The organism is Paenibacillus sp. FSL P4-0338, assembly GCF_038002365.1.
Lineage (GTDB): Bacteria > Bacillota > Bacilli > Paenibacillales > Paenibacillaceae > Paenibacillus_AQ.
This window is the reverse complement of sequence record NZ_JBBOCG010000001.1, coordinates 730,442-751,455: the sequence shown is the minus strand read 5'-3', so window position 1 is coordinate 751,455 and position 21,014 is coordinate 730,442. Positions and strand designations below refer to the sequence as shown.

The 21,014-nt window shown below is 53.9% G+C and carries 10 protein-coding genes; 3 read left to right on the top strand and 7 right to left on the bottom strand.

Annotation, left to right across the window (positions count from 1 at the left end; all coding sequences use genetic code 11):
- Positions 1–5 precede the first annotated feature (5 nt).
- Positions 6–1,529 carry a sugar ABC transporter ATP-binding protein gene (locus MKZ07_RS03050; protein WP_327196380.1) on the bottom strand — a complete coding sequence of 508 codons (1,524 nt, stop codon included), beginning with the start codon at positions 1,527–1,529 and terminating at the stop codon, positions 6–8.
- Positions 1,530–1,601: 72 nt separating this feature from the next.
- The gene (locus MKZ07_RS03045; protein ID WP_341024423.1) at positions 1,602–2,642 is read right to left on the bottom strand and encodes an ABC transporter substrate-binding protein; all 1,041 of its coding nucleotides are present in this window, start codon (positions 2,640–2,642) and stop codon (positions 1,602–1,604) included.
- A gap of 269 nt (positions 2,643–2,911) precedes the next feature.
- Here MKZ07_RS03045 and MKZ07_RS03040 point away from each other — a divergent pair, with 269 nt between their 5' ends.
- From MKZ07_RS03040 to MKZ07_RS03030, 3 genes are read left to right on the top strand one after another with little or no spacing between them, the layout of a single operon-like run.
- Positions 2,912–4,714, top strand: coding sequence for a cache domain-containing sensor histidine kinase (locus MKZ07_RS03040; protein ID WP_341024422.1), 1,803 nt, complete (start codon positions 2,912–2,914; stop codon positions 4,712–4,714).
- A gap of 2 nt (positions 4,715–4,716) precedes the next feature.
- Positions 4,717–6,315: a response regulator gene (locus tag MKZ07_RS03035; protein WP_341024420.1), complete on the top strand. Its 1,599-nt coding sequence runs from the start codon at positions 4,717–4,719 to the stop codon at positions 6,313–6,315.
- The gene (locus tag MKZ07_RS03030) at positions 6,312–7,274 is read left to right on the top strand and encodes a sugar ABC transporter substrate-binding protein (RefSeq protein ID WP_063829021.1); all 963 of its coding nucleotides are present in this window, start codon (positions 6,312–6,314) and stop codon (positions 7,272–7,274) included. The genes MKZ07_RS03035 and MKZ07_RS03030 overlap by 4 nt, the downstream gene beginning before the upstream one ends.
- A 3-nt stretch (positions 7,275–7,277) precedes the next feature.
- Here the strand turns inward: MKZ07_RS03030 and MKZ07_RS03025 are convergent, their stop codons facing one another.
- From MKZ07_RS03025 to MKZ07_RS03005, 5 genes are all read right to left on the bottom strand, one after another.
- Positions 7,278–8,633, bottom strand: coding sequence for a hypothetical protein (locus tag MKZ07_RS03025; protein ID WP_341024418.1), 1,356 nt, complete (start codon positions 8,631–8,633; stop codon positions 7,278–7,280).
- A gap of 324 nt (positions 8,634–8,957) precedes the next feature.
- Complete coding sequence (locus MKZ07_RS03020) at positions 8,958–17,090, bottom strand: endo-1,4-beta-xylanase (RefSeq protein WP_341024417.1); 8,133 nt, start codon at positions 17,088–17,090, stop codon at positions 8,958–8,960.
- A 235-nt stretch (positions 17,091–17,325) separates the two neighbouring features.
- Entirely contained in the window at positions 17,326–18,243 is a 918-nt protein-coding gene (locus MKZ07_RS03015; RefSeq protein WP_036695206.1) for a carbohydrate ABC transporter permease, read from the bottom strand.
- Positions 18,244–18,258: 15 nt separating this feature from the next.
- On the bottom strand, positions 18,259–19,218 hold the full coding sequence (locus MKZ07_RS03010; RefSeq protein WP_036695207.1) for an ABC transporter permease: 960 nt from the start codon (positions 19,216–19,218) through the stop codon (positions 18,259–18,261).
- Between the two features lie 114 nt (positions 19,219–19,332).
- Entirely contained in the window at positions 19,333–21,012 is a 1,680-nt protein-coding gene (locus MKZ07_RS03005) for an ABC transporter substrate-binding protein (RefSeq protein WP_341024414.1), read from the bottom strand.
- Between the last annotated feature and the right edge of the window lie 2 nt (positions 21,013–21,014).

The window sequence follows — 21,014 nt, the reverse complement described above, 5'->3', positions numbered from 1 at the left end:
TTGGTTCAGCCTCCCGCAATCGCCTGCATAATCTGCTGCTGGCTCATGTCCTTCTCTGAAATTTCCTTCACCTTGCGGCGGTCGCGCAGAATGGCGATCCGGTCGCTGACCCGCAGCACCTCCTCCAGCTCCGAGGAGATGAACAGGAACGACATTCCCTGCCGGGAGAGCGTCAGCACCAGCTTCTGAATCTCTGCTTTGGCTCCGATGTCAATCCCCCGCGTCGGCTCATCGAGGATGAACAGCTCCGGCTCCGTCAGCAGCCAGCGGGCCAGAAGCACCTTCTGCTGATTGCCGCCGCTGAGGTTCTTGATCAGATGGTCCGGGCTGGGAGGATTGATATTCAGCATGCGGATGTATTCTCCAGCCAGCTCCTCCTGCCGCCCACGCGGGATCGTCTTGAACATTCCATCCTTGGCCTGGAGCGCCAGAATAATGTTCTCTCTTACCGTCAGATCGCCGATGATCCCCTCGGTCTTGCGATTCTCCGAGCAGAAAGCGATCCGCCGTCCTATGGCTTCCCGGGGAGAGTGCACCCCGCCGCCGGATGACGGCAGGATCACTTGCCCGGAATCCGGCTTGTCGGCACCGAACAACAGGCGGGCCGCCTCCGTCCGCCCGGAACCCAGCAGTCCGGCCAGTCCGACGACCTCTCCCTTGCGGATCGCCAGATCGAACGGCTCGATTCCGCCCCGGCGGCCCAGCCCTTCCGCCCTCAGCAGCTCATCGCCCAGGCTGTTCTTGTCCTGTGCCGCAAGCGTTGGCAGCTCATCCAGCAGATGAAGCTCCTTGCCGATCATCTTGAGTACGAGATCCAGTTGGCTCAGCTCGTTCGCCATGTATTCACCGACCAGCTCGCCGCCGCGCAGAATGGTGACCCGGTCGGAGATTTCATACATCTGGTCCAGAAAATGCGTCACAAACAGGATCGACAGCCCCTCCTGCTGAAGCTTCCTCATAATGCGGAACAGCTGATCCACTTCGTTCTGATCCAGGCTTGAGGTCGGCTCATCCAGAATCAGCACCTTTGCCGAGATATTCAGTGCTCTGGCTATAGCAACCAATTGCTGAACTGCAACAGAATAGCTCTGCAAGGGAAGGGTGACGTCAATGTGCAGATTCATCCGTTCCCGGAGCAGCTCTTCTGCCCGCAGATTCATCTGCTTCCACTGGATACAGCCGAACCGCCGCGGCTCCCGGCCGATGAAGATATTCTCGGCGACCGTCAGGTTGGGGCACAGATTCACCTCCTGATACACGGTGCTGATGCCCGCAGCCTGTGACTCCTGCGGGCTGCGCATGGAGATGGCTGTGCCCTCCATCTCCACAAGGCCTTCATCAATCGAATAGACGCCGGTCAACACCTTGATCAAGGTGGATTTACCGGCGCCATTCTCGCCCATCAAGGCATGCACCTCGCCGGGGAACAGGCGCAGACTCACATCTGTCAGGGCTTTCACCCCCGGAAACCGTTTATGTATCCGGGTCATTTGCAGTATGGGCTGCTGTGTGCTCAAGGCTATATCCACTCCTTATTCTCCTTAGACAACCGCTCCGGCGGTTCAAGGACCGCCGGAGCAAGGTTTCTTTTGGCTTGCTGATTAATACTGGCGGCTAGGCAATGCTTCCTTGGCCTGCTCGGAAGTGAAGGTGGTCTCCTCGGTCACGATCCGCGCTTCTACCTGCTTGCCATCCACCACATCCTTCACCACCTGCATCAGCTGAGGTCCAAGCAGCGGGTTGCACTCGACGATGAAGTTGATTTTCCCTTCACTGGCAGCCTGCATTCCGTCCTTCACGGCATCGACAGAGATAATCTTAATATCCTGGCCCGGCTTGAGGCCTGCTGCTTCAATCGCTTGAATAGCCCCCAGCGCCATATCGTCGTTATGGGCATACAGCACATCAATTTTCTTATTGGCCTTCAGGAAGGCCTGCATGACTTCTTTGCCCTTGGCGCGGGTGAAGTCGCCGGTCTGTGAAGCAATGACCTTGAGGTGCGGGTTATCCTTAATAGTCTCGGCGAAGCCTGCCATCCGGTCATTGGCCGGAGCAGAGCCTGTAGTTCCCTGCAGCTCTACAATATTAACGTCCTCGGAAGCATCCTTATACTGCTCGCTCAGCCACTTCCCTGCCTTGCGTCCTTCTTCCACGAAATCGGAGCCCAGGAAGGTAACATACAGTGAGGTATCCTTGGAATCTACCGCACGGTCTGTCAGAACAACCGGAATGCCCGCCGCTTTCGCCTCCTTCAGAACCGTATCCCAGCCGGATTCCACTACCGGAGAGAAGGAGATGACATCAACCTTTTGCTGGATAAAAGAACGCAGTGCCTTGATCTGATTCTCCTGCTTCTGCTGGGCATCCGAGAATTTCAGCGTGTAGCCCGCTTCCTTGGCTGAATCCTGAATCGACTTCGTATTCGCGCTGCGCCAGCCGCTCTCCGCCCCGACCTGCGAGAAGCCGAGCGTAATGTCCTTGGCCTCCTTGGTGGCATTGGCCGCCGGCGCCTTCGTTACTGCACTGTCAGTCTTGCCCGCATCCGCCGCCGTGTTCCCGCCGTTATTGCTGCTGCATGCCCCCAGCAGGGTCATGGACAGGGTCAGGGCAAGCACAGCCCCCACTTTTCCAAGCTTCTTCATATCTCCTTATTCCTCCCCCTTGACGTTCACCATGTTCCGGTGTTGTGCTCATTATAGAACGCTTACAAAAGGGCATTATACGGGCAGTCTTTGGCGTTTGCTTTCTAATTTTGGGTTTATTCCCTCCGAATAGGTATTTTGGTGTACTTTTTTATTCAAAAAGTGGATATTTTGTTTGCGCTTTCTTTTCTGTTTCGGTATTCCAATATTTGTTATAAAATAGAGCTAGGAACGGCATCTACTCTACTTGTGAAAGGGAATTCCCGATAATGCGGATTACACGCTGGATCTCCTCCAGTCTTAGAGCCAAACTGCTGGCTTTGTTCATAGTGCTGTCCACCATACCGCTGATTGCCGTCGGCCTTATTTCCTACCAGAAATCCTACCAATCCATCTCCAGTCACAGCAAGGCTTCAAGCATGCTTCAGGCCGATATGCTGGGAACGAATATGGACAACCTGTTCAAGGATACCGAGCGTTTGCTGGAGCTTAGCAATAATCCACAGGTCATCCACTTTCTGTTCTCGCAGTCGGAGACCTATCAGGAGGCCAAGGACATTCTGCAGACCTTCACCCTCTACCGGGACACCTACAAGTATGAGAATGTCCTCAACATCAGTCTCATTAATCTGTACGGCAAAGGCATCAGCGAACGCCGGGGAATCTTCCAGTCCGCCAGCAACCCGCTGCGCAATCCGCATTTTCAGGCATTATCCCAGAATCCGGAGCTGATCCTCCGGGTGCCCCCGCCGCTGATCACCGGCTATGACCGGGTAGACGGCTTCACCTACGGGAATGAGGGCGTGATCTCGATTATGAAGGCGGTCAAGCAGCGGATTACGCATGAGGTCATCGGCTATATCATAGTGGATCTGAATGATTCCTTCATTAAAGAGTTCTGCGACAAGGTGACGATCGGCACTACCGGATTCTTCTACCTGCTGGATGAGCAGAACAATCCCCTCTATGTTCCTCCTGTGCGGGCGGGAGAGCTGGCCGTTATTCAGGACAATCTGATCCCTGCGGGGGAACGGGGCAGAAGCGGCAGCTTCGTGCTTCAGACGGGCGGACCGCCCCGGTTCATCGTCCATACCTCCTCACTGGCAACAGGCTGGACGATTATTGGCATAGCCCCGCTGCAGGAGATTGTGGCCGAGGCGAACCGGATCAGACAGCTGATTATTATCAGCGTGGGACTAAGCATTATTTTTGCGATCACGCTCCATTATCTGCTCACCCGGCGGCTGACCCGGCCCATCCAGCTGCTCCAGCACAAGATGCGCCTGACCGCAAGTGGCTATCTGGAGGCCAAAGTCAAGCCGGACGGCACCGATGAGATCGCCGATCTCGGGCAGAGCTTCAACATTATGGTCGAGCAGATCAAAGAGCTGCTGGCCCAGAGCATCCGTAAGCAGCAGCAGCTGCAAAAGGCAGAGCTGCGGACGCTTCAGGCGCAGATTAACCCTCATTTTCTGTATAACACGCTGGATTCTATTGTCTGGATGGCAGAAGCGGGGAATCACGATGGCGTGATCCGGCTGGTGAAGGCGTTATCCGCGTTCTTCCGGCTTAGCCTCAACAACGGGCGCGACTGGGTACAGATCCGCTCTGAGCTTGCCCATGTGCAGAGCTATCTGATTATCCAGCAGATGCGCTACCACGACATCCTGGAGTTCAAGGTGGAGGTGGCGGAGGAGCTGCAGGAGTATCCGATACTGAATATGACTCTGCAGCCGCTGGTTGAGAACGCCCTGTATCACGGAATTAAGAATAAGCGGGGCATGGGGCTAATCCGCATAGGCGGCTACACCGACGGCGGCACCATTATGCTTACGGTCTCGGATAATGGCATCGGCATTCCCGACGAGCGGCTTACGGCGCTGCGGGAATCGGTCGAGCATCCCATCCAGTCGGAGGAACCCGAGGACACCGGTCAGGGCGGCTTCGGCCTGCAGAATGTGCATCAGCGGCTGCGGCTGTATTTTGGGCCCGAATATGGTATCCGTCTGGACAGCTCGGAAGGCTATGGCACACAGATTACGGTTCGCATACCCAAGAACAGGGGGGTCTAGTGATGAAGAAGATTATGCTGGTGGATGACGAGATCCTGATCCGCGAGAATATCCGGGAATGCATCGATTGGGAGAAAGAAGGCTTCCTCTATTGCGGTGACGCTCCCGACGGGGAGCTGGCGCTCCCTATCATTGAAGCGCAGCTGCCCGACATTCTGATTACCGATATCAAAATGCCGTTCATGAACGGCCTGGAGCTTACCTCTGTCGTCCGCCAGAAATTCCCGCAGATCAAAATCATCATTCTAAGCGGTCATGATGACTTCCAGTATGCCCAGAAGGCGCTGCGTCTGGGGGTGGAGGACTACTGCCTGAAGCCGTTCAGCGCTGCCGACCTGCTACAGCTCCTGCGTAGCGTCAGCGCCCGGATTGATGAGGAACTAAGGATCAGGCACAAATATGCCTACACCCCCGAGAATCTGTTCGCGGATCTGTGCGGAGGCCTGATCAGCACCGCTGCCGCTTACGAAGCGGCGGCCCAGCTTGAGCTGCAGTTAACAGCTCCATACTACGCCGCCGCTGTATTTACTCTGCAGCCGCAGAATATGGAGGATTCTCCAGAGCCTCCCCCCGCTTCGCCGGATGCAGAGGCAATGTTAGCAGGCCTGCTCAAGGAGGCGGCCGACAGCTTCATCTACAAGCGCAGCCGCACGGAGACGGTCCTGATCTATAAAGGCAGTGATCCGGCCCAGATGAACCAGACTCTGGATGACCTGTGCGCGGCTGCGAAGCAGCGGCTGAGGGTAGGCTGCGGGCTGGAGCTGTCCGTCAGCCGGGGCAAGGTCTGCGAACGTCTGCAGGGCATTCACCTCTCCTATCTGGAGGCTGAGAATGACCGCATGTTCAAGCAGATGTCCAGAATGCATTCCGCCGCCATGCTTGAGGCGTATTATGACCCTAGCGCCCATGGGGTTCTGCTCGACAGAAGCCGGCTGGTCCAGTTCCTGAAGTCGGGCGACCACAGGCAGATGTCCGGCTTCCTGCTGGAGCTGTCCAAGGAGCTTGAACAAATGAACTGGAGCTCAGGATATGCCTGTTACCTGATGAACGATATCACCCTGGAGCTGGTCCAGACGGCGAAGAACGGGTTCCGCGCAGCTGCGGGCCACGCCGGCATACTCCAGGAATTGCAGACACAGCTGAAGCAAATCTCCAGTAGTGAGGATGGCCTTCAGTATCTCAAGCAGTTATACGAGCGGCTATGGGAATGGCGGTCCGAAGGAGCAGACAAGCACCGTGAGCTGATTGACCGGGTGAAGGAATATATCCGTGAGCAATACGACAAGGAGCAGCTCTCCCTGAATGACATTTCTAAGGTGGTCAGGGTCAGTCCCAGCCATCTGAGCAAGACCTTCAGTCAGGCTACCGGGCAGACCATCACGGAATTCCTGACGGCTACACGTATGGACCGGGCCAAGGAGCTGTTGAAATCCACGGGGCACAAAACCTTTGAAATCGCCTATCTGGTCGGCTATAACGATCAGCATTATTTCTCCAACCTGTTCAAAAAAGTAACGGGGATGACGCCCATGGAATTCCGCAGGCAGGGAAATACCGGGGAGCAGCTGCACACGATCCCAAGAGGGGCGGGAAATGCGTGAGCGTAAACAGGCTTCGGGGATGGTCTGTGGTTCTTCTGCTGCTGACGGCAGGCTTCCTGCTTGGCGGTTGCCTACAGTCCGCCGGAGCAGCGGATACTCCCGAGAAGACAGCGGGAGATTCTCCGTTAAGTGCAGGCGAAGAACCTCCGCTGACATTCGGCATTATCTACCCTATGGTGAATGCCACTTACGAGATGATCACCGAAAAAGCGGAAGCGGTTGCCAAGAAGCATAATGTGGAACTGCTGGTGCAAGCTCCCGATGAAGCCAATCTGGAGCAGCAGATCCGCATCATGGAGATGATGATTAAGCGGGGGGTAGACGGCATTGCGATTGCTCCGGTGGATTCGCAGGCGCTAACCGCCATGATTAACAAAGCGGCCGCCCAAGGGATTCCCGTGGTCTGCTTCGAATCGGATTCGCCTGCCAGCCGGAGAGCAGCCTATATCGGGGCGGATAACCGGGCAACCGGTGCAGTGATGGGACAGACGGTAGAACGTCTGCTAAGCGGTAAAGGAATGATTCTAGTGGAGTCCGGAATGTCCCGGATGCAGAGCACCCGGGAACGCCTGCTTGGACTTGAGACCTACCTGACTAAGCATACGGACATTGATGTACTGGAGATCCGCCACAATGACGGCAGTGAGGAGCGGGCTGCCGGGCAGCTGGAGCAGATGATCTCGGACCATCCCCATTTCAGCGCGCTGGTCAATCTGGATTTTGTCTCCGGCACCAGCTCTGTCCTGGTCTGGAAGGCCAAGGGGCTAAAGCGTTATAACCTTGCCCTCGGCCTGACCCCTGCCTTGCAGCAGGCGCTGGATAACGGCCAGATTACCCGGGTCATCTCACAGAACGAGCAGAACTGGGGCGAGGATATCATCAACACGCTGCTTTTACAGGCCAAGGGGGTAGATACCGCCCAATGGATCAACACGAATATTGCGATTATTGGGGAGTAGCCTTTAATAAGCCCCGGCGCTCAGCTTCAAAATCGTGCCGGTGGAAGCCGGAATGACATCCGCATAACTCCCCAGTCCAAAATAGAAATCGCCATTCTGTTCCTCGAAAGAACGGGCGAACGTATCCCGGCTGAAGCGGAAGACTTCGCTCCAGCCTTCCCCGCTGGCTGCGAAGCTGGCAGTATTTTTGCGGTAAACAGCATTCGTATATTGTCCTGGAGCTTCCTTCACGTAACCGAGCACATATACCGTCTCCCCGCGCTCCAGAATATCCATTGGCACTACAGCAGAGTCAGGCAACCGTTCCTTGCGCACATTCTGGAAGTTAGCTCCGGCCGAGAACAGTCCCTGCGGGATCGATTGAGGATCGTTATAGATCACCCCTGCAATATAGAGCAGCCGGTCGTTCACAGGGGTCGTGCGCAGGAGCTTCAGCCAAGGCTGTCCGCTGACACCGGGAACATTCACTTCACCGGGTTTGGTAACGAAGCTGAGCCCTGGGAACAACTGGGTACTGGTAAAAGTCAGCTTGGACGTCTGAATCCCCCCGCTTGTGCTCTGCTTGATGGAGGTCATATACCCTTTCTCATTGGCAATTCCCTGGGTCTTCCCTGCCGTGGCTGAGGAAGCATACAGTGTATCGCCCAGCTCGAACAGATTGTACGCACGCATAATACCGTACTGGGAGACCGAGCCGAGGCGGGTCCAGGTTGCTCCCTTGTTCGAAGACACGTAAATCAAAGGCCCTTCGTTAGCGCCCAGTGCTGCGTACAGCTTGCCTTTGTAGTAAGCCATGTCGTACACATGAATACCTCCGGGAATGTTCATGTATTGATCCCAGTGATCCCCGTTCAGCCGGTAAAAATTCCCGTAAGCCCACCCCGGTACTCTGGAGTCATGCCCGGGAATATACAGCTCTCCGTTCAGCACCTTGAAGGTATCGATCTGCTCATCCATGACATAGACATTGGTAGTCACCTTGCCTGTCGCCGGGTTCGTATACGTAACATCCTGGACAGAGAATTTATTCTGGGCAAGATCCCAGTAATAGATTGGAACCGGCCCCGCATTGGGCGAAGGCGCATTGTTGCTGCTGTTGCCGTGGCCCAGATAGATTTTGCCGCCAAAAAGCTGCATGTCCCAGACATTACGCGCATAAGCCGCTTTCTTGAACGGGCTGCCCAGCACTGCAATGGAAGAACTGACGTCCACAGCAGCCGGAGCCGCAACCTCTGTCCTGATAACCTGTTCACTCCCGACAGGCGAAGCCAGTACCCGCCCCCCTCCCGCGTAAAATACAGTACCCAGCAGCATAAGCCCCGCACACAACCGGCTTATATGTTTTATTACTCGACGCATAGTAAATCCTCCTAATCTTTGGAATGAAGCAATGATAAACTAATTATTTGTAAAAAAGAAGCTATACAGGAAATATTAGTACTTCCGGTATAACCGCAAGGCGAACGCGTAGCGGCAGAGCTGGGCGGGAAGACCCAGAGTTGCGGGATGCCCGGGTACTATCCAGTAGTGTCCATTCGCTCATCAGCAAGTGTACTTTATCCAACAAAAATACCCTCCAGCCAGCCAGCATCCGGCCCATCTTCCGATGGGTGGACGCTCGCGGCCGTGAGGGGTATTTGATGTAATTCTATGCTTTTACCTGCGGGGTTGTGCTTCTCCGAGTTACTTCTTCAGTATGCGGAAAATCATGACGGCGGCTTCCGCCCGGGTGGTGGCTGCGGCGGGATGAACGGATGTGCCGTCTCCCCTCACGATGCCTTCTCTGACCAGAGCGGCTACACTATTTACGGCATACTTCGCTACCTTATTGCTGTCCGTATAGCCGCTTAAATCTCCGGCACTGCCGCTAACGGTTAATTTGTTCACCGCCTTCAGTGCTCTGGCAGCGATCACCATCATATCCTGTCTGGTGATTTCTCCCTTCGGATTGAAACTGCTTCCGTCTACTCCCTGGATGATTCCGAGCTTCTTGGCAATGCCCAATGCTTCATAATAATAGGCTCCCTGACTGACATCTGTGAAGCTGGAATCTGCCTCCGCTTCAAGTCCCAGAGCTCTCACCAGCATCAGCACGAAATCCGCTCTCGTGATGTTTTCCCCTGGATTAAAGGTCGTACCAGAGGTTCCAGTGACTATACCCAGCCCGTATAGCGTGTCAATCGCCTCCGAAGCCCAGCTATACTTAGCCTGCACATCCCGGAATGGGCTGACAGGCGCTGGTGTCGGTGCTGAAGTCAAGCCTGGTGACGGCGCTGGCGACACTACTGTTCCAGGCACAGGGGTAGGCGTTGGTGCAGATGACGGCATCGATGTCTGCGCTGGTGTAGATATTGGCGTCGGCGTCGGCGTCGGTGTCGGTTTCGGTGTTGGTGTCGGTGTCGGTGTTGGTGTTGGCTCAGACGGACCGCCGCTGTCTTTTAGCGTAGTTACAGAGAGGGCAGGACCATTCTTGCTCCAGTTCCCGGCTTCATCCCCGGCCTGCACCGAGAAATGATACTCTGTTCCCGCAGCAAGCCCGGTTACCTCGTACCGCTGCTCTGTTCCAGATAACGCAGCGATTTCCTCTGCTCCCCTATAGACTTTGTAGCCTGTCACTCCCTTGTCGTCAGCAGCCCGCGTCCACGTTAGTGTCAGAGCGGATGCAGTGATCCGTGAAGCTTCAAGCTTGCTTCCCTCCATCCAGACCGGAGGTGTGGTGTCCGTAGCAGGCAGCGTGGTGGCTGACACAGAAGGCCCGCTCTCGCTCCAATTGCCGCCCGTGTCTCCTGCTTCCACTTTGAACGTATACGGCTTACCCGGCTGTAGTCCCGTTACTTGATGACTGTATACAGCACCCGTTACGGTCTCCGTATACACAGCATCTGTAACCGTAATCGGTTTATCTCCGGTTCCGTTCGTAATCCGGTACCCGTAGATGCCGCTGTCATCAGTGGCCGTAGCCGACCAGGTCAGCGTCAACCCGTTACTCGTGATACCGGAAGCAGCAAGCGTACTTCCTTCCGCCCAGACCGGCGGCGTGACGTCTTGACCCGGAAGGGTGGTCACTATAACGGACGGTCCGTCCTTACTCCAGTTCCCCGCAGCATCGCCTGCCTCTACCTTGAAGGTATACGGCGTGTTCGGCAGCAGTCCGGCTACCTCATAACGATATACGGCTCCGGTTACGGTCTCCACCGGTTCATTGCCGGTTACAAGCACCGGCTCAGCATCGATCCCGTTGTAGATGCGGTAGCCGGTAACGCCCACATTATCCATTGCAGCCGGCCACGATAAGGTAACCCCTGTACGCGTAATATCGGTAGCTGCAAGCTTGCTTCCCTCAGCCCACACGGGCGGTACTGCGTCTCCCTTGCCACTGAGAGTAAGGCTGCCGAACACCTCTGTTGATTTTGCAGCCCGGCCCAGCAGATCATTCCAGGTGGCTACGCCGATCAGGCTGGACCCGGTTGCGTTGTTCACCTGTGCATCGAACCGGATCTGTGTCCCGTTCTCCGGCTTCAGCGTGCGGAACGGAATTTTCATCTCCACCGTATAAGCCGTTCCTTCGGTTACCGCCGCCGATGCAAATCCCGGTGAGACCGCCGGTGTCGAATTACTGAGGAACTTGAAGGACTGCTCACCGGCATAATTGACCCGGTATTGCCCGTCATCCTCGCGGTACGGCCAGGCGTTCATACGGTCTTCGTCCACATAAGCTTCCACGGAGTCCTGCTTCGTCTTATCCGTGCTGGCTTTGCTTAACTGCGTATCTTTGACCTGGAACAGTACATAGAGATTCTCTTCATCCCATAGCGTCCGGGCGGTTCCTGTGGTCTCCGCTGTCGCCATAAGATGATTATCAATCTGGATCTCCGGCGCATTCGCCCAGAGGCCGTCTATGCTTCCATCAATCTCAGGGGTACCATACAGCGCCGTAGAGCTCTTAGTCTCTGGAGTCATATAGAGCGGATGACCGGCCAGATACTTCTCAGGATCAAGGATGGCATAATATGCCGGCTTCGGTGCCAGCGAACTGATGAACGGTAACGGATTCTGGCCCGCTCTCCAGCTCGCGCTGTCCGCATATCCCCAAAGGGTGACACGCGCAATAACATCCGCATGCTTCTTGTAGATCTGGAACAATTGGGCATACAGGCTCGCCTGCTTCTCTGCCCACTCTGCTGAGAGGGAATAATTCATGCCTGCCAGCACATCCAGCTCGCTGATGGAGAGCTCCACGCCCAGCGAAGCATATTTCTCAATCGCCGCTTCCACATTGGCAGGCTTGGTTCTCATATCGTAGTGGGACTGCAGCCCGATGCCGTCAACCAGCAGTTTGCCGGGATGGGCCAGCGCATAACGGTCATTGATCTCTTTGACCATGTCATAGATGGCATCCCGCTTTTCCGGGAAATCATCATTGAAGTCATTGTAATACAGCTTGATATTCCACGCCGGATTGTCATTCAGCACTTCCCTGGCGGCAAGGAATGCCTGCTCTACAAAGTCAGGGCCGACAGAATAGTACCAAGGTGACTTACGCAGCGCATCCTTCCAGTCCGTTACGGCGGGAGGACCATCCTGCATCGCCTCATTGACCACATCCCAAGAGATCACCGAATCCTTGTAATGCTCCATGACAGTACGGATATGGGTTCTCATATTTGCCAGTGCTTCACTGCGGCTAAGATAGACCGGATTCCCCGCCCCATCCTTCACGGCATTGCCTGAGGCATCTACCTGCTGCGTGAACCACGCCGGAGTCTGGCTATGCCATACCAGCACATGCCCATGGACCTCCGCTCCCATCGCCCGGGATTTGGCAACCATATCGTCTGATTTGCTGAAGGTAAAAGTGCCTTTGATCTTCTGCAGCGCATCCGGCTTCATCTCGTTCTCGAAGGTCACGACATTGAAGTGATAATTGAAGAACGCATTCTGTCCGTTGCCCGGATTAAGATCATTAGTGCCGGGTATATTGCCGAGCAGGAAGTCGTTCTTATACACCTCCTGGAGTGGAAGAATGCTCTCCAGCCCTGTGTCTGTGAAGCTGAAATCATCAATATAGTAAGACGCAACCATACTGTTCGGGCTCTCCACATATAAAGTGACATCATCGTGCAGATAACGGTAGGTGCCTTCCAGCTTCACCCAGTCTCCGCCTGCACTAAGCGTCTGTGTAGCCAGACTGACATAGTACGGCGTTGGCGCATTGACCTGTGCCGTCAGCTTGAGCTGTGCGCTTGCCGGGCTGATCAGCTTCACCCAGACTGTTGCCTTGTACTCGTTACCAACGGTGACAGCATCCTTGACCGGGACCGAAGGTCCGTCCGGGTTGGCGGCACGGCCTGTGACCTTCAGAGCATATGCGCCGCCCGCTGTATGGTTAGCTTCTTTGGTCACCTCCAGCTTCACGCCAGCACTTCCCTTTGGCTGGAAGCCTTGCACGGTCCCATCCTCGAAATCTCTTACCGCCTTCATCCCTGCTGTAATAGTGAACGGGCTAACCTTTACACTGACACTTCCCTTAATAACAGTCAGCGTAAATCCGCCTCCCTGGAGGGTAATAACGGTCTTCACTCCCAGTTGCTTCAGCGCTTCATTCCCATCCAGAACAGCCTGTGCTTTGGCCATCAGCTTAGCGTTATCTTCACCCTCTACTGCATTAGGAACGGTAATCCGGGTGCCAATCAAGGTCGCCGCTTCCTCTACCGCCTGCTGATCTGCAGTAATTTCCCCCGTCTCTCCCAGGGTCTTCACCAGGGTAACCCCCGAGAAGGTGACTTTGAAGTCCGTTACAGCGCTGGTATTGGTTCCATACAATTGTACCTTGGCAGCCTTGAAGAATTCCGGAGTATACGTGGACGGACTGCCCATCGTGGTCCAGGAAGAGCCGCTGTTGGTCGAGAAATAGCCTTGCACCACATTGCCTTCTTTTACAATCCGCAAGTAATAGGTAGTCCCGCTCAGATTGGTCTGATTCGTATTGTTGGTGAAGGACTGGGTGCCGCTTTTGCCTGAATTATTTACTTTGATATTGCTGCTGACCTTCCTTGCATTGATCCGGTAAAATTCTCCGCTTGAACTGCCGCTGATGCCAAGCCCAACCTGGGAGTTCTCGCCCATCGATGGATCATTCAGCGGTTTGTCAACGGTAAGCTTCGCCGTCAGCGTCCAGTTCCCTTCAGCGGAGCCTGGAAGCTGCAGCATATTATGGCTGCCCGGATAGTCCGTATCGCTCTTCAAGGTCTGAATCTCTGCACCATCCGCACTATAGCGGAGTGCAGTCTGCGGATCAGCCGGATTTACCACCTCCCAGCCTGCCGGAAGGCCATTCGAGAAATCAACCACCTCGTTCGTACTGAAGAAGATTTTATAGGTCTTCACTTGTTCGCCTTTGATAAACCGGACCACTGCCGTGCCTTGCGCACTGTCTGCCTGCGAGATGCTCACAAGCTCAGCCGGTTCGCTGGTTACCGCCGTAACCTTCGGAATGGCGTTCCCGGTTACTGTATATTTATATTCATATTTCCCTTCGTCAAAATCAGACGGCTGAACGCCATCGATAAAGAGGTTGCGGGAGACAACCGCCTCAGGAGTAAGCGACATTTGGTCCGCATACAGGATGTTGGCATCCTTCGCATACACCGCCAGTACCACCTTTGCTGTACCTGCGGGTTCTTCATACGTGAATGGTTGATTAGGCGTCTCATGCCAGTCCGCCACCTTCACATCCACAGGCTGGAAGGAGCTGAGGCCAAGCGGGCCGCCCTCAAGAATACGCCCAATCAGTTTCCCGTTCTGCCAGTAAGCCGGATCGCCAGCTTCACGGGCAGCGTAGGGTTCCGGCATATCGCGCCCATTAACCGGGTCCATGCCAAGCTGAACTCCATCCTTGTCGTAATACACCAGCGCCACTTCCACATCCCCCGGTTGCTCCGCAGCGACATCATAACTGTCCGGGCGGCTCATCATCGAGAGGAAATAGCCCTTGAAGTTATAGCTCTCTCCCTGGCTCAGCTTGCCGGTCACATCCTGCCAGATGCCGTCATACTGCTCCGCAGCTGCTGTGCGGCCCGCAAGCTTCCCGGACCCGGCAACCTTGGAGGTAGAGCTGTTCTTCAGATAACGGGAGAGTCCCGAGTAACTCTGCACTGTATCTGCCGTGAGTACAGGTCCAGTGACAGCAGGCTCGAAGCTGCCGTTATTGTAACGGCCTGCCGACCAGTGATCGGTACTTACGCCTGTAGCTGTATCGAAATCTCCATTCAGCAGCAGGTTCCCTGGAATCGCCACAACCGAGTTATTGGCAGCCGCACTCCAGTCGGAATCGCCTGCGCCGAACAGGAAGCGGTCAACGGTAATCGTACCCTCGGCCCCATTGGGCTCAGCCACAATATAGAGATCCTTATGCCCGTAAGCACTGAGATCACCAGTATCGACCATAGCCTGGAATTTGCCGTAGCTATCGTTGGCCGGTACCACAATCGCTGCGACCCGCGTACCTTGGGACTGAATATCGGTCCTGCTGCCGACAGCCGTTCCCACCGGAAGGACGTATGCGGCAAGCTTGCCTCCCTGGGCCGACTTCGTCTGGGCAGTAAGGTATAGCAAGTGTCTGCGGACTACACCGCCGTTCGCCGAGCCGTCTGCAAAGTTCACATTGTTGTAAGCGAGGGTTCCGCCTGTCCCAAGCTTCACTGCCTCATTGGCCCGGCCCGCCTGGCCTGCACTGTCGCCGGGCACACGGTTATCATTCCCCTCTGCTTCCAGCGTGGAGAAGACATCGCGTTCCCCGTCCAGTCCCTGATAGGTGGCAAAGGTTCCCTTGGACGGAACGATTGTCACGATGCTGGCGGACGGAATGTCAATAACGAACTTGCCGCCCGATAACGGAATCGTACCCAGCTTCTTCTGGTTCTCGCTTCCCGAGGTGCGGAACACCGTCACACTGTCCGTTCCCGCCGGGAAGTCCTTCAGATTGAATTCCAGCGGCTGGACACTGGCATCGTTGTTCGCGTTGGATACCGTCATCGAGAAATCACCCGTAGCCGGATTCTTGAAGCCGACCACATTCAGATCAGGCGCCGGTACGCGTGTAACCTCAAAGCGCACATCGCCGGGATTCATGAACCGGGAGAAATGCCCGTAGCTGTAAAAGCGCTTGAACAACCGGTATTCACCGGTCAGTGTGCTGATCCGTCCCGGCTCCTGCTGGGAGTTGGTCGTCACGAAGCGGATCAGGTCAGAGCCGTCTGCGCCGTTGCTGTCCCACATGCTCCACCAGACAAAGCCGGTGAAGCCCGGATTACTGGTGAACATATTGGTCATCAGATTGGACCAGCGCACAGCATCATTAATATTCTGATTGCCGTAGCGCTGGGTATACGCCCCAGCCGATCCGTCACCGGTGTCCTGATTCATAAATTCTGCCTGCCAGAGCTTATACTTGGTCAGATATTCGGGATACTTGCTTCCATCCTTGGTGTAATCCAGAGGACTCTTGGAGAAATCTCCGGTGTGGTACAGTTTGTTCTCATCCGTACCAATGCCAACAGTTCCGTAGAGATGGGTGGTGAATACATCGAGATAGGGATTCTTGTCGAGCGCATTATCCGGGTCGGTCTGCGAGAACACCTCGCCGCCTCTGCTTAAGGAAGCGCCCAGATTGGTGCCGTCCACTGCGGCAAGCTGGGGAACGAAGTCAATGAGCTTGCCTTCCGGGTTCTTAATATCATAGAGGTCGCCGCCGGGCTGCATCGATTTTTTCAAGGCAGGACCGATATAGCCGTTAATCAGTTCCGTAACGTAAGCGGCTGAACCGCCCGCCAGATCGACTTCGTTGAAGGGATTGATGTGGGTAACCGGAATCCCCCACTGCTCCCACATGCCGCGGATATAATTGACAAGATAATCTGCATAGGCCTGATAATATATTTTGACGGGTTTTCCGCCAATTGTGGCGATATCGCCGCGGACAATTTTGCTGGGAGAATTGGTGTTGGATTGGCTCATCCAGTAGGGTACAGTCCAGGTGCAGGCGTAGAATTGCTTGACACCATACTGCTGTGCCTGGCGCATGGTCCAGACCTGATCGATATCGAACAGCTCTTTGCGGGTACGCGGGGAATTCTTGATGACTACAGGCTGTTCACCGGGCTTACTGAGGAGATTGGTCGGGCCGCCGTCGTCATTGCCGCTCGGCTGATTCCAGGAGGGATAATCCCATACAAAGTCTTGCACAGGTACAAGCGTTCCAGGAGCATGCTCCGGTTCAACCGGCCAAATGCTGTCGGTATTTCCGTCGTAATAGCGGTTCTCCGCTTCGATCTTGTAGCCGTATTGTCCTGCTGTTCCACGCAGGGGAATGGCATTCCCCTCAATGTCAAAGCCGGGATTATTCACATCAGCCAGGAGACTGGTGAGCGGGTTGAACCCTGGGCTTGCCGCAGTAGCCCCGGAAGTCGTCAGGCCGCCGTTGTCACCGATGATCACCCGGACAATGTCGTGGCCTGTACCCTTCTGTTCACTGAAGGTCAGATCCAGCAGATGCCGGACCGTATCCTGATGGCCGGCCGAAGCGAGCTGCAGCATATGCACGGAATCCGTATACGCATAGGCGGCTCCTACACCATCCATCGTCTGATAACTCTTGTACCAATCGGCGGTTACCTGTGCCGGAGCAATAGCAGACTGCACGGCAGCAGCCGGAGCAGCTTGAAGCGGGTTAGAGAATGGCATAGGGGTAATGACGGATAGCAGCAGCACTCCAGCCATTGAAACTGAGAGTGCCTTTCTCCTGATCTTTTTGCTCATCCTAGAGATTCCTCCTCTTGTATGCGCTTACATTGGTTTTGCCTGGTAATATCCTACCAAATCAGATTGTACATTTGTAGAAGAAGGATGCACGATTCATTTTAAAATAACACTAAAACACTTTAATTTTTAACGATATGAGAACTTCGCTCATCGTCCATCAGCAAGTGAAGAAAAAGGCAGCGATTCTCCATTGACGAGAGAATCGCTGCCATACGTTTTGGATCCTTTTCAGTCAGCCCTTTACCCCGCCAACCGTCATCCCCTGCACGAAATATCTTTGCAGGAACGGATAGACCACCAGGATTGGAACACTGGCTATGATCGTCATCGTTGCCCGCAGCGAAGTAGGCGTTACCCTAACAGCATTCTCAGCAGATTGATAGGCGTCTACCGCCCCTGCCGTTGCAGAGGTGTTCGTGGTCTGCAGGATTTTCATTAATTCGTACTGCAGAGTACTTAATTTGACATTGGAGGAGTTGTACAGAAAGACGTCAAACCATGAATTCCATTGTCCCACCGCAACGAACAAGGATACGGTTGCCATTGCGGGAATGGTTAACGGCAGTACAACGCGGATAAAGGTAGTGAATTCTCCCGCACCGTCTATCCGGGCCGATTCCAGAATCCCTTCGGGAAGGCCTTCGATGAAGGAGCGGATAATGATCATGTTGAACACGCCGATCACCCCCGGAACAATATAGACCCAGAAGGAGTCTGTCATGCCCAGATTGCGGATTAGCAGATATCCTGGAATCAAGCCTCCGCTGAAATACATGGTAATTACGAAGAATAGGGTGACAAACTTGCGTAGCACAAACTCCTGGCGGCTGACGGTGAAGGCCAGCATTGCCGTGCAGAAGACCGATACTGCAGTCCCAATCACCGTACGCAGCAGTGATATTAAGGTCGCGTGATAAATCTCCGATTCTCCGAAGATATATTTATAGTTGTTAAAGGTCCACTCGCGCGGCCACAAATAAATACCGCCTCTCACGGCATCATTGGCATCATTGAAGGACACGGCAATCATATTAACAAAGGGATACATCGTGACAACCATCAGACAAATCATAAAGATTACATTGCAGATATCAAATACCCGGTCCCCCAGACTGGAGTTCCGTAAGCGGGACGCTTTACTTGTTTGCATGACATAAACCTCCTTTTAGAATAATCTGCTTTCTCCCATTCTCTTGGCAATATGATTGGCGGAGAAAAGGAAGATAAAGCTGACTACGGTTTTGAATATGCCTGCCGCGGTCCCTAAGGAAAAGCTGCCCATTCCCAAACCATACTTCAGAACGAAAATATCCAGGTTCTCCGAGTATTCCAAATTCATCCCGTTCCCCAGCAAATATTGCGGCTCAAATCCGGATTCAAGAATATTACCCAAGTTCATAATCAGGAGGATAATGATCACCGGCTTGAGTCCGGGAAGCGTAATATTGAGCATCCGCTGAAAGCGGCCCGCTCCGTCGATTTCAGCCGCCTCATATTGGGAAGGATCAATTGAAGTAATTGCCGCCAAATAGATAATCGTGTTCCAGCCTACGTCTTTCCATACCTGGGCTCCCGCGAGAATCCCCCAGAAATAATTTCCTTTCCCCATCCACAGCACCGGTTTGTCCAGAAGATGCAGCTTCATCAGCAGCAGATTAACGATTCCGTCCGGAGATAACACGGTCAGCACTATACTCGACGCCACAACCCATGAGATAAAGTGCGGCAAATAACTAACCGTCTGAACCACACGTTTAAATACAATATGTTTAAGCTCATTCAGTAAAAGGGCCAGTGTAATTGCGGTTACGAAGCCCAGTATCAGTTGAAGGGTGCTCATCACCAGCGTATTTCGCAGTACCCGGTAGAAGGTGCTATCTTCAAACAGAATCCGAAAATGCTTCAACCCCGCCCATTCCTGCTCGGAAAAGCTTCTGGCCGGTTTATAGTTCTGAAAAGCCATGGTCCAACCCCAAATGGGAAGGTATTTAAACACAAAAGCCCAGATTACGAATGGTATACACATAAATGCCAGCGTTCTCTGCTGGATAAGGCGGTTGAAGAATAATCTGGTTTTATTTAAGCCCACCCCATTGTTGTTGTGGGCTGGGGTTACAGAACTCACTGGTTTCTCCACTTAATCTTACTCCCTTCCGGCTCCTTGGTGTTTAAAGCCTAAGGTCGAAAGTGACAACTCACTTACGACCCCGGGCCTCTAACAACTTATATGATCTCTAGATCACCATTTACCTGCGACGCGGTCCTGTACCTTTTGTGTAATGAAACTCTCGTACGTCTTCTTGTCCAGCTTGTTTAACTGATTCATGTAGTCGTCCCAATTCTTGTTGAAGTTGGCCGGTGTGTCCAGAATCATCGAAGGCAGATGGTTCCGCTGGAGATCATCCGCTTTGGTGATGAACATCTGCTCAGGTGACCCCTGCTCAAGGGCGATGGACCACGCCGGGAACCATGAACGCTCATCCGGATTGCTGAACAGCCCACTGAAGGTCTTCACACCGTATGCAGCAAGGAGCTTCTTGTCACCCTCCGTGTAGCTGAAGGTTGCCACCTCCGGCTGACTGCCGGGACCATAGGCGTTGCCGTCCTGCAGAATGGAGCTGTTTCCGTAACGAGGCCAGCTGTAATTGAAGTAGTCGAACCCGAATTTCATACTCTTTTCAGGATCTTCGTGCATTTGCCGTTGTTCATCGTTGGCATACGTGAAGCGGCCGTTCTCATCAACTGCATAGCTTTGGTCTTTGATGCCCCACTGGACCAGAATCTGATTTTCTTCTTTCAGCAGGTTATCGAAGTACTTGATAATGCGGACCGGATCTTTGGCTTTGACGGTAATGCCTACCCCGTAATTGTTGACAAAGCCGGGAGGGTCAATATATTGATCCTTAGTTCCTTTATCGAACACGATTGGCAATGATACATACCGTTTATCATCATTGCCGGCTTTCTTCAGATTGTTGGTTGCATCCCCAACCTGCCAGGAGTAGCTGAAATAACCGAGTACGCGTCCGGAGGTCAGCTTCGCCAAATACTGGTCTTTGTTCATGGTGAAGGACTCCGGATCAACCAGGCCTTCGGCATTGGCCTCATTCAGCTTCCCGATCCACCGCTTCTGGTATTCAGAGCCCGCGACCAGCTTGGCTTCATGGGTCTTCATGTCTATGATGGAGCTGCCGTCATTTGGAGAGCCTGCCAAGTGCATAGCCGGATTCTGGAGGGTATAGAAGCTGCCCTGCTCACCCGCAAGGGTAGCGAAACCAATTGTATCCTTGCCGTCCACCTGAGGGTGCTTTTCCTTGTACTGCTTGATCAGGTCGAAATATTCATCCAGAGTGGTGATTTTTGGGTAATTGAATTCCTTCAATACTGAGCGCTGAAGATAGAATCCCGTCTGGAAATTAGACTCGGACAGGTAGCCGATATTGGCACCATAAGGGAAGAAGTAAAGTTTACCGTCCTTCTGTCTGAATTTATCAAAATAAGGGCCATAGACACGCTTGATGTTGGGTCCATACTTCTCAATCAGATCATCCAGCGGAATGAAGGCTCCTGCTTCCATCAGCTTGGCCATTTGGCCACTGGAATCAATAATGTCAGGATAATCACCACTGGCAATCATAACTCCAGCCTTCGTATCGCCATCGCCTACCAGATATTCTATGTTCCAGTCCACGCCGGTTTGTGTCTGCAGCTCTTTCCCGATCGTAGTTTCACTGCCCAGGACCTGCTTCTTCGGCCCGCCAAAGCTGAAATACTTGTACGTAACCGCTGAGGTATCTTCTTTTCCTTGATCCTCCTTGCTGTTCGCCGCACTGTCAGACGAGTTTCCGTTACCACAACCTACCAAAGCCGCCGCCATAACGAGTGCCAAACTAGCGGTCATAATCTTGCTTTTTAACATTT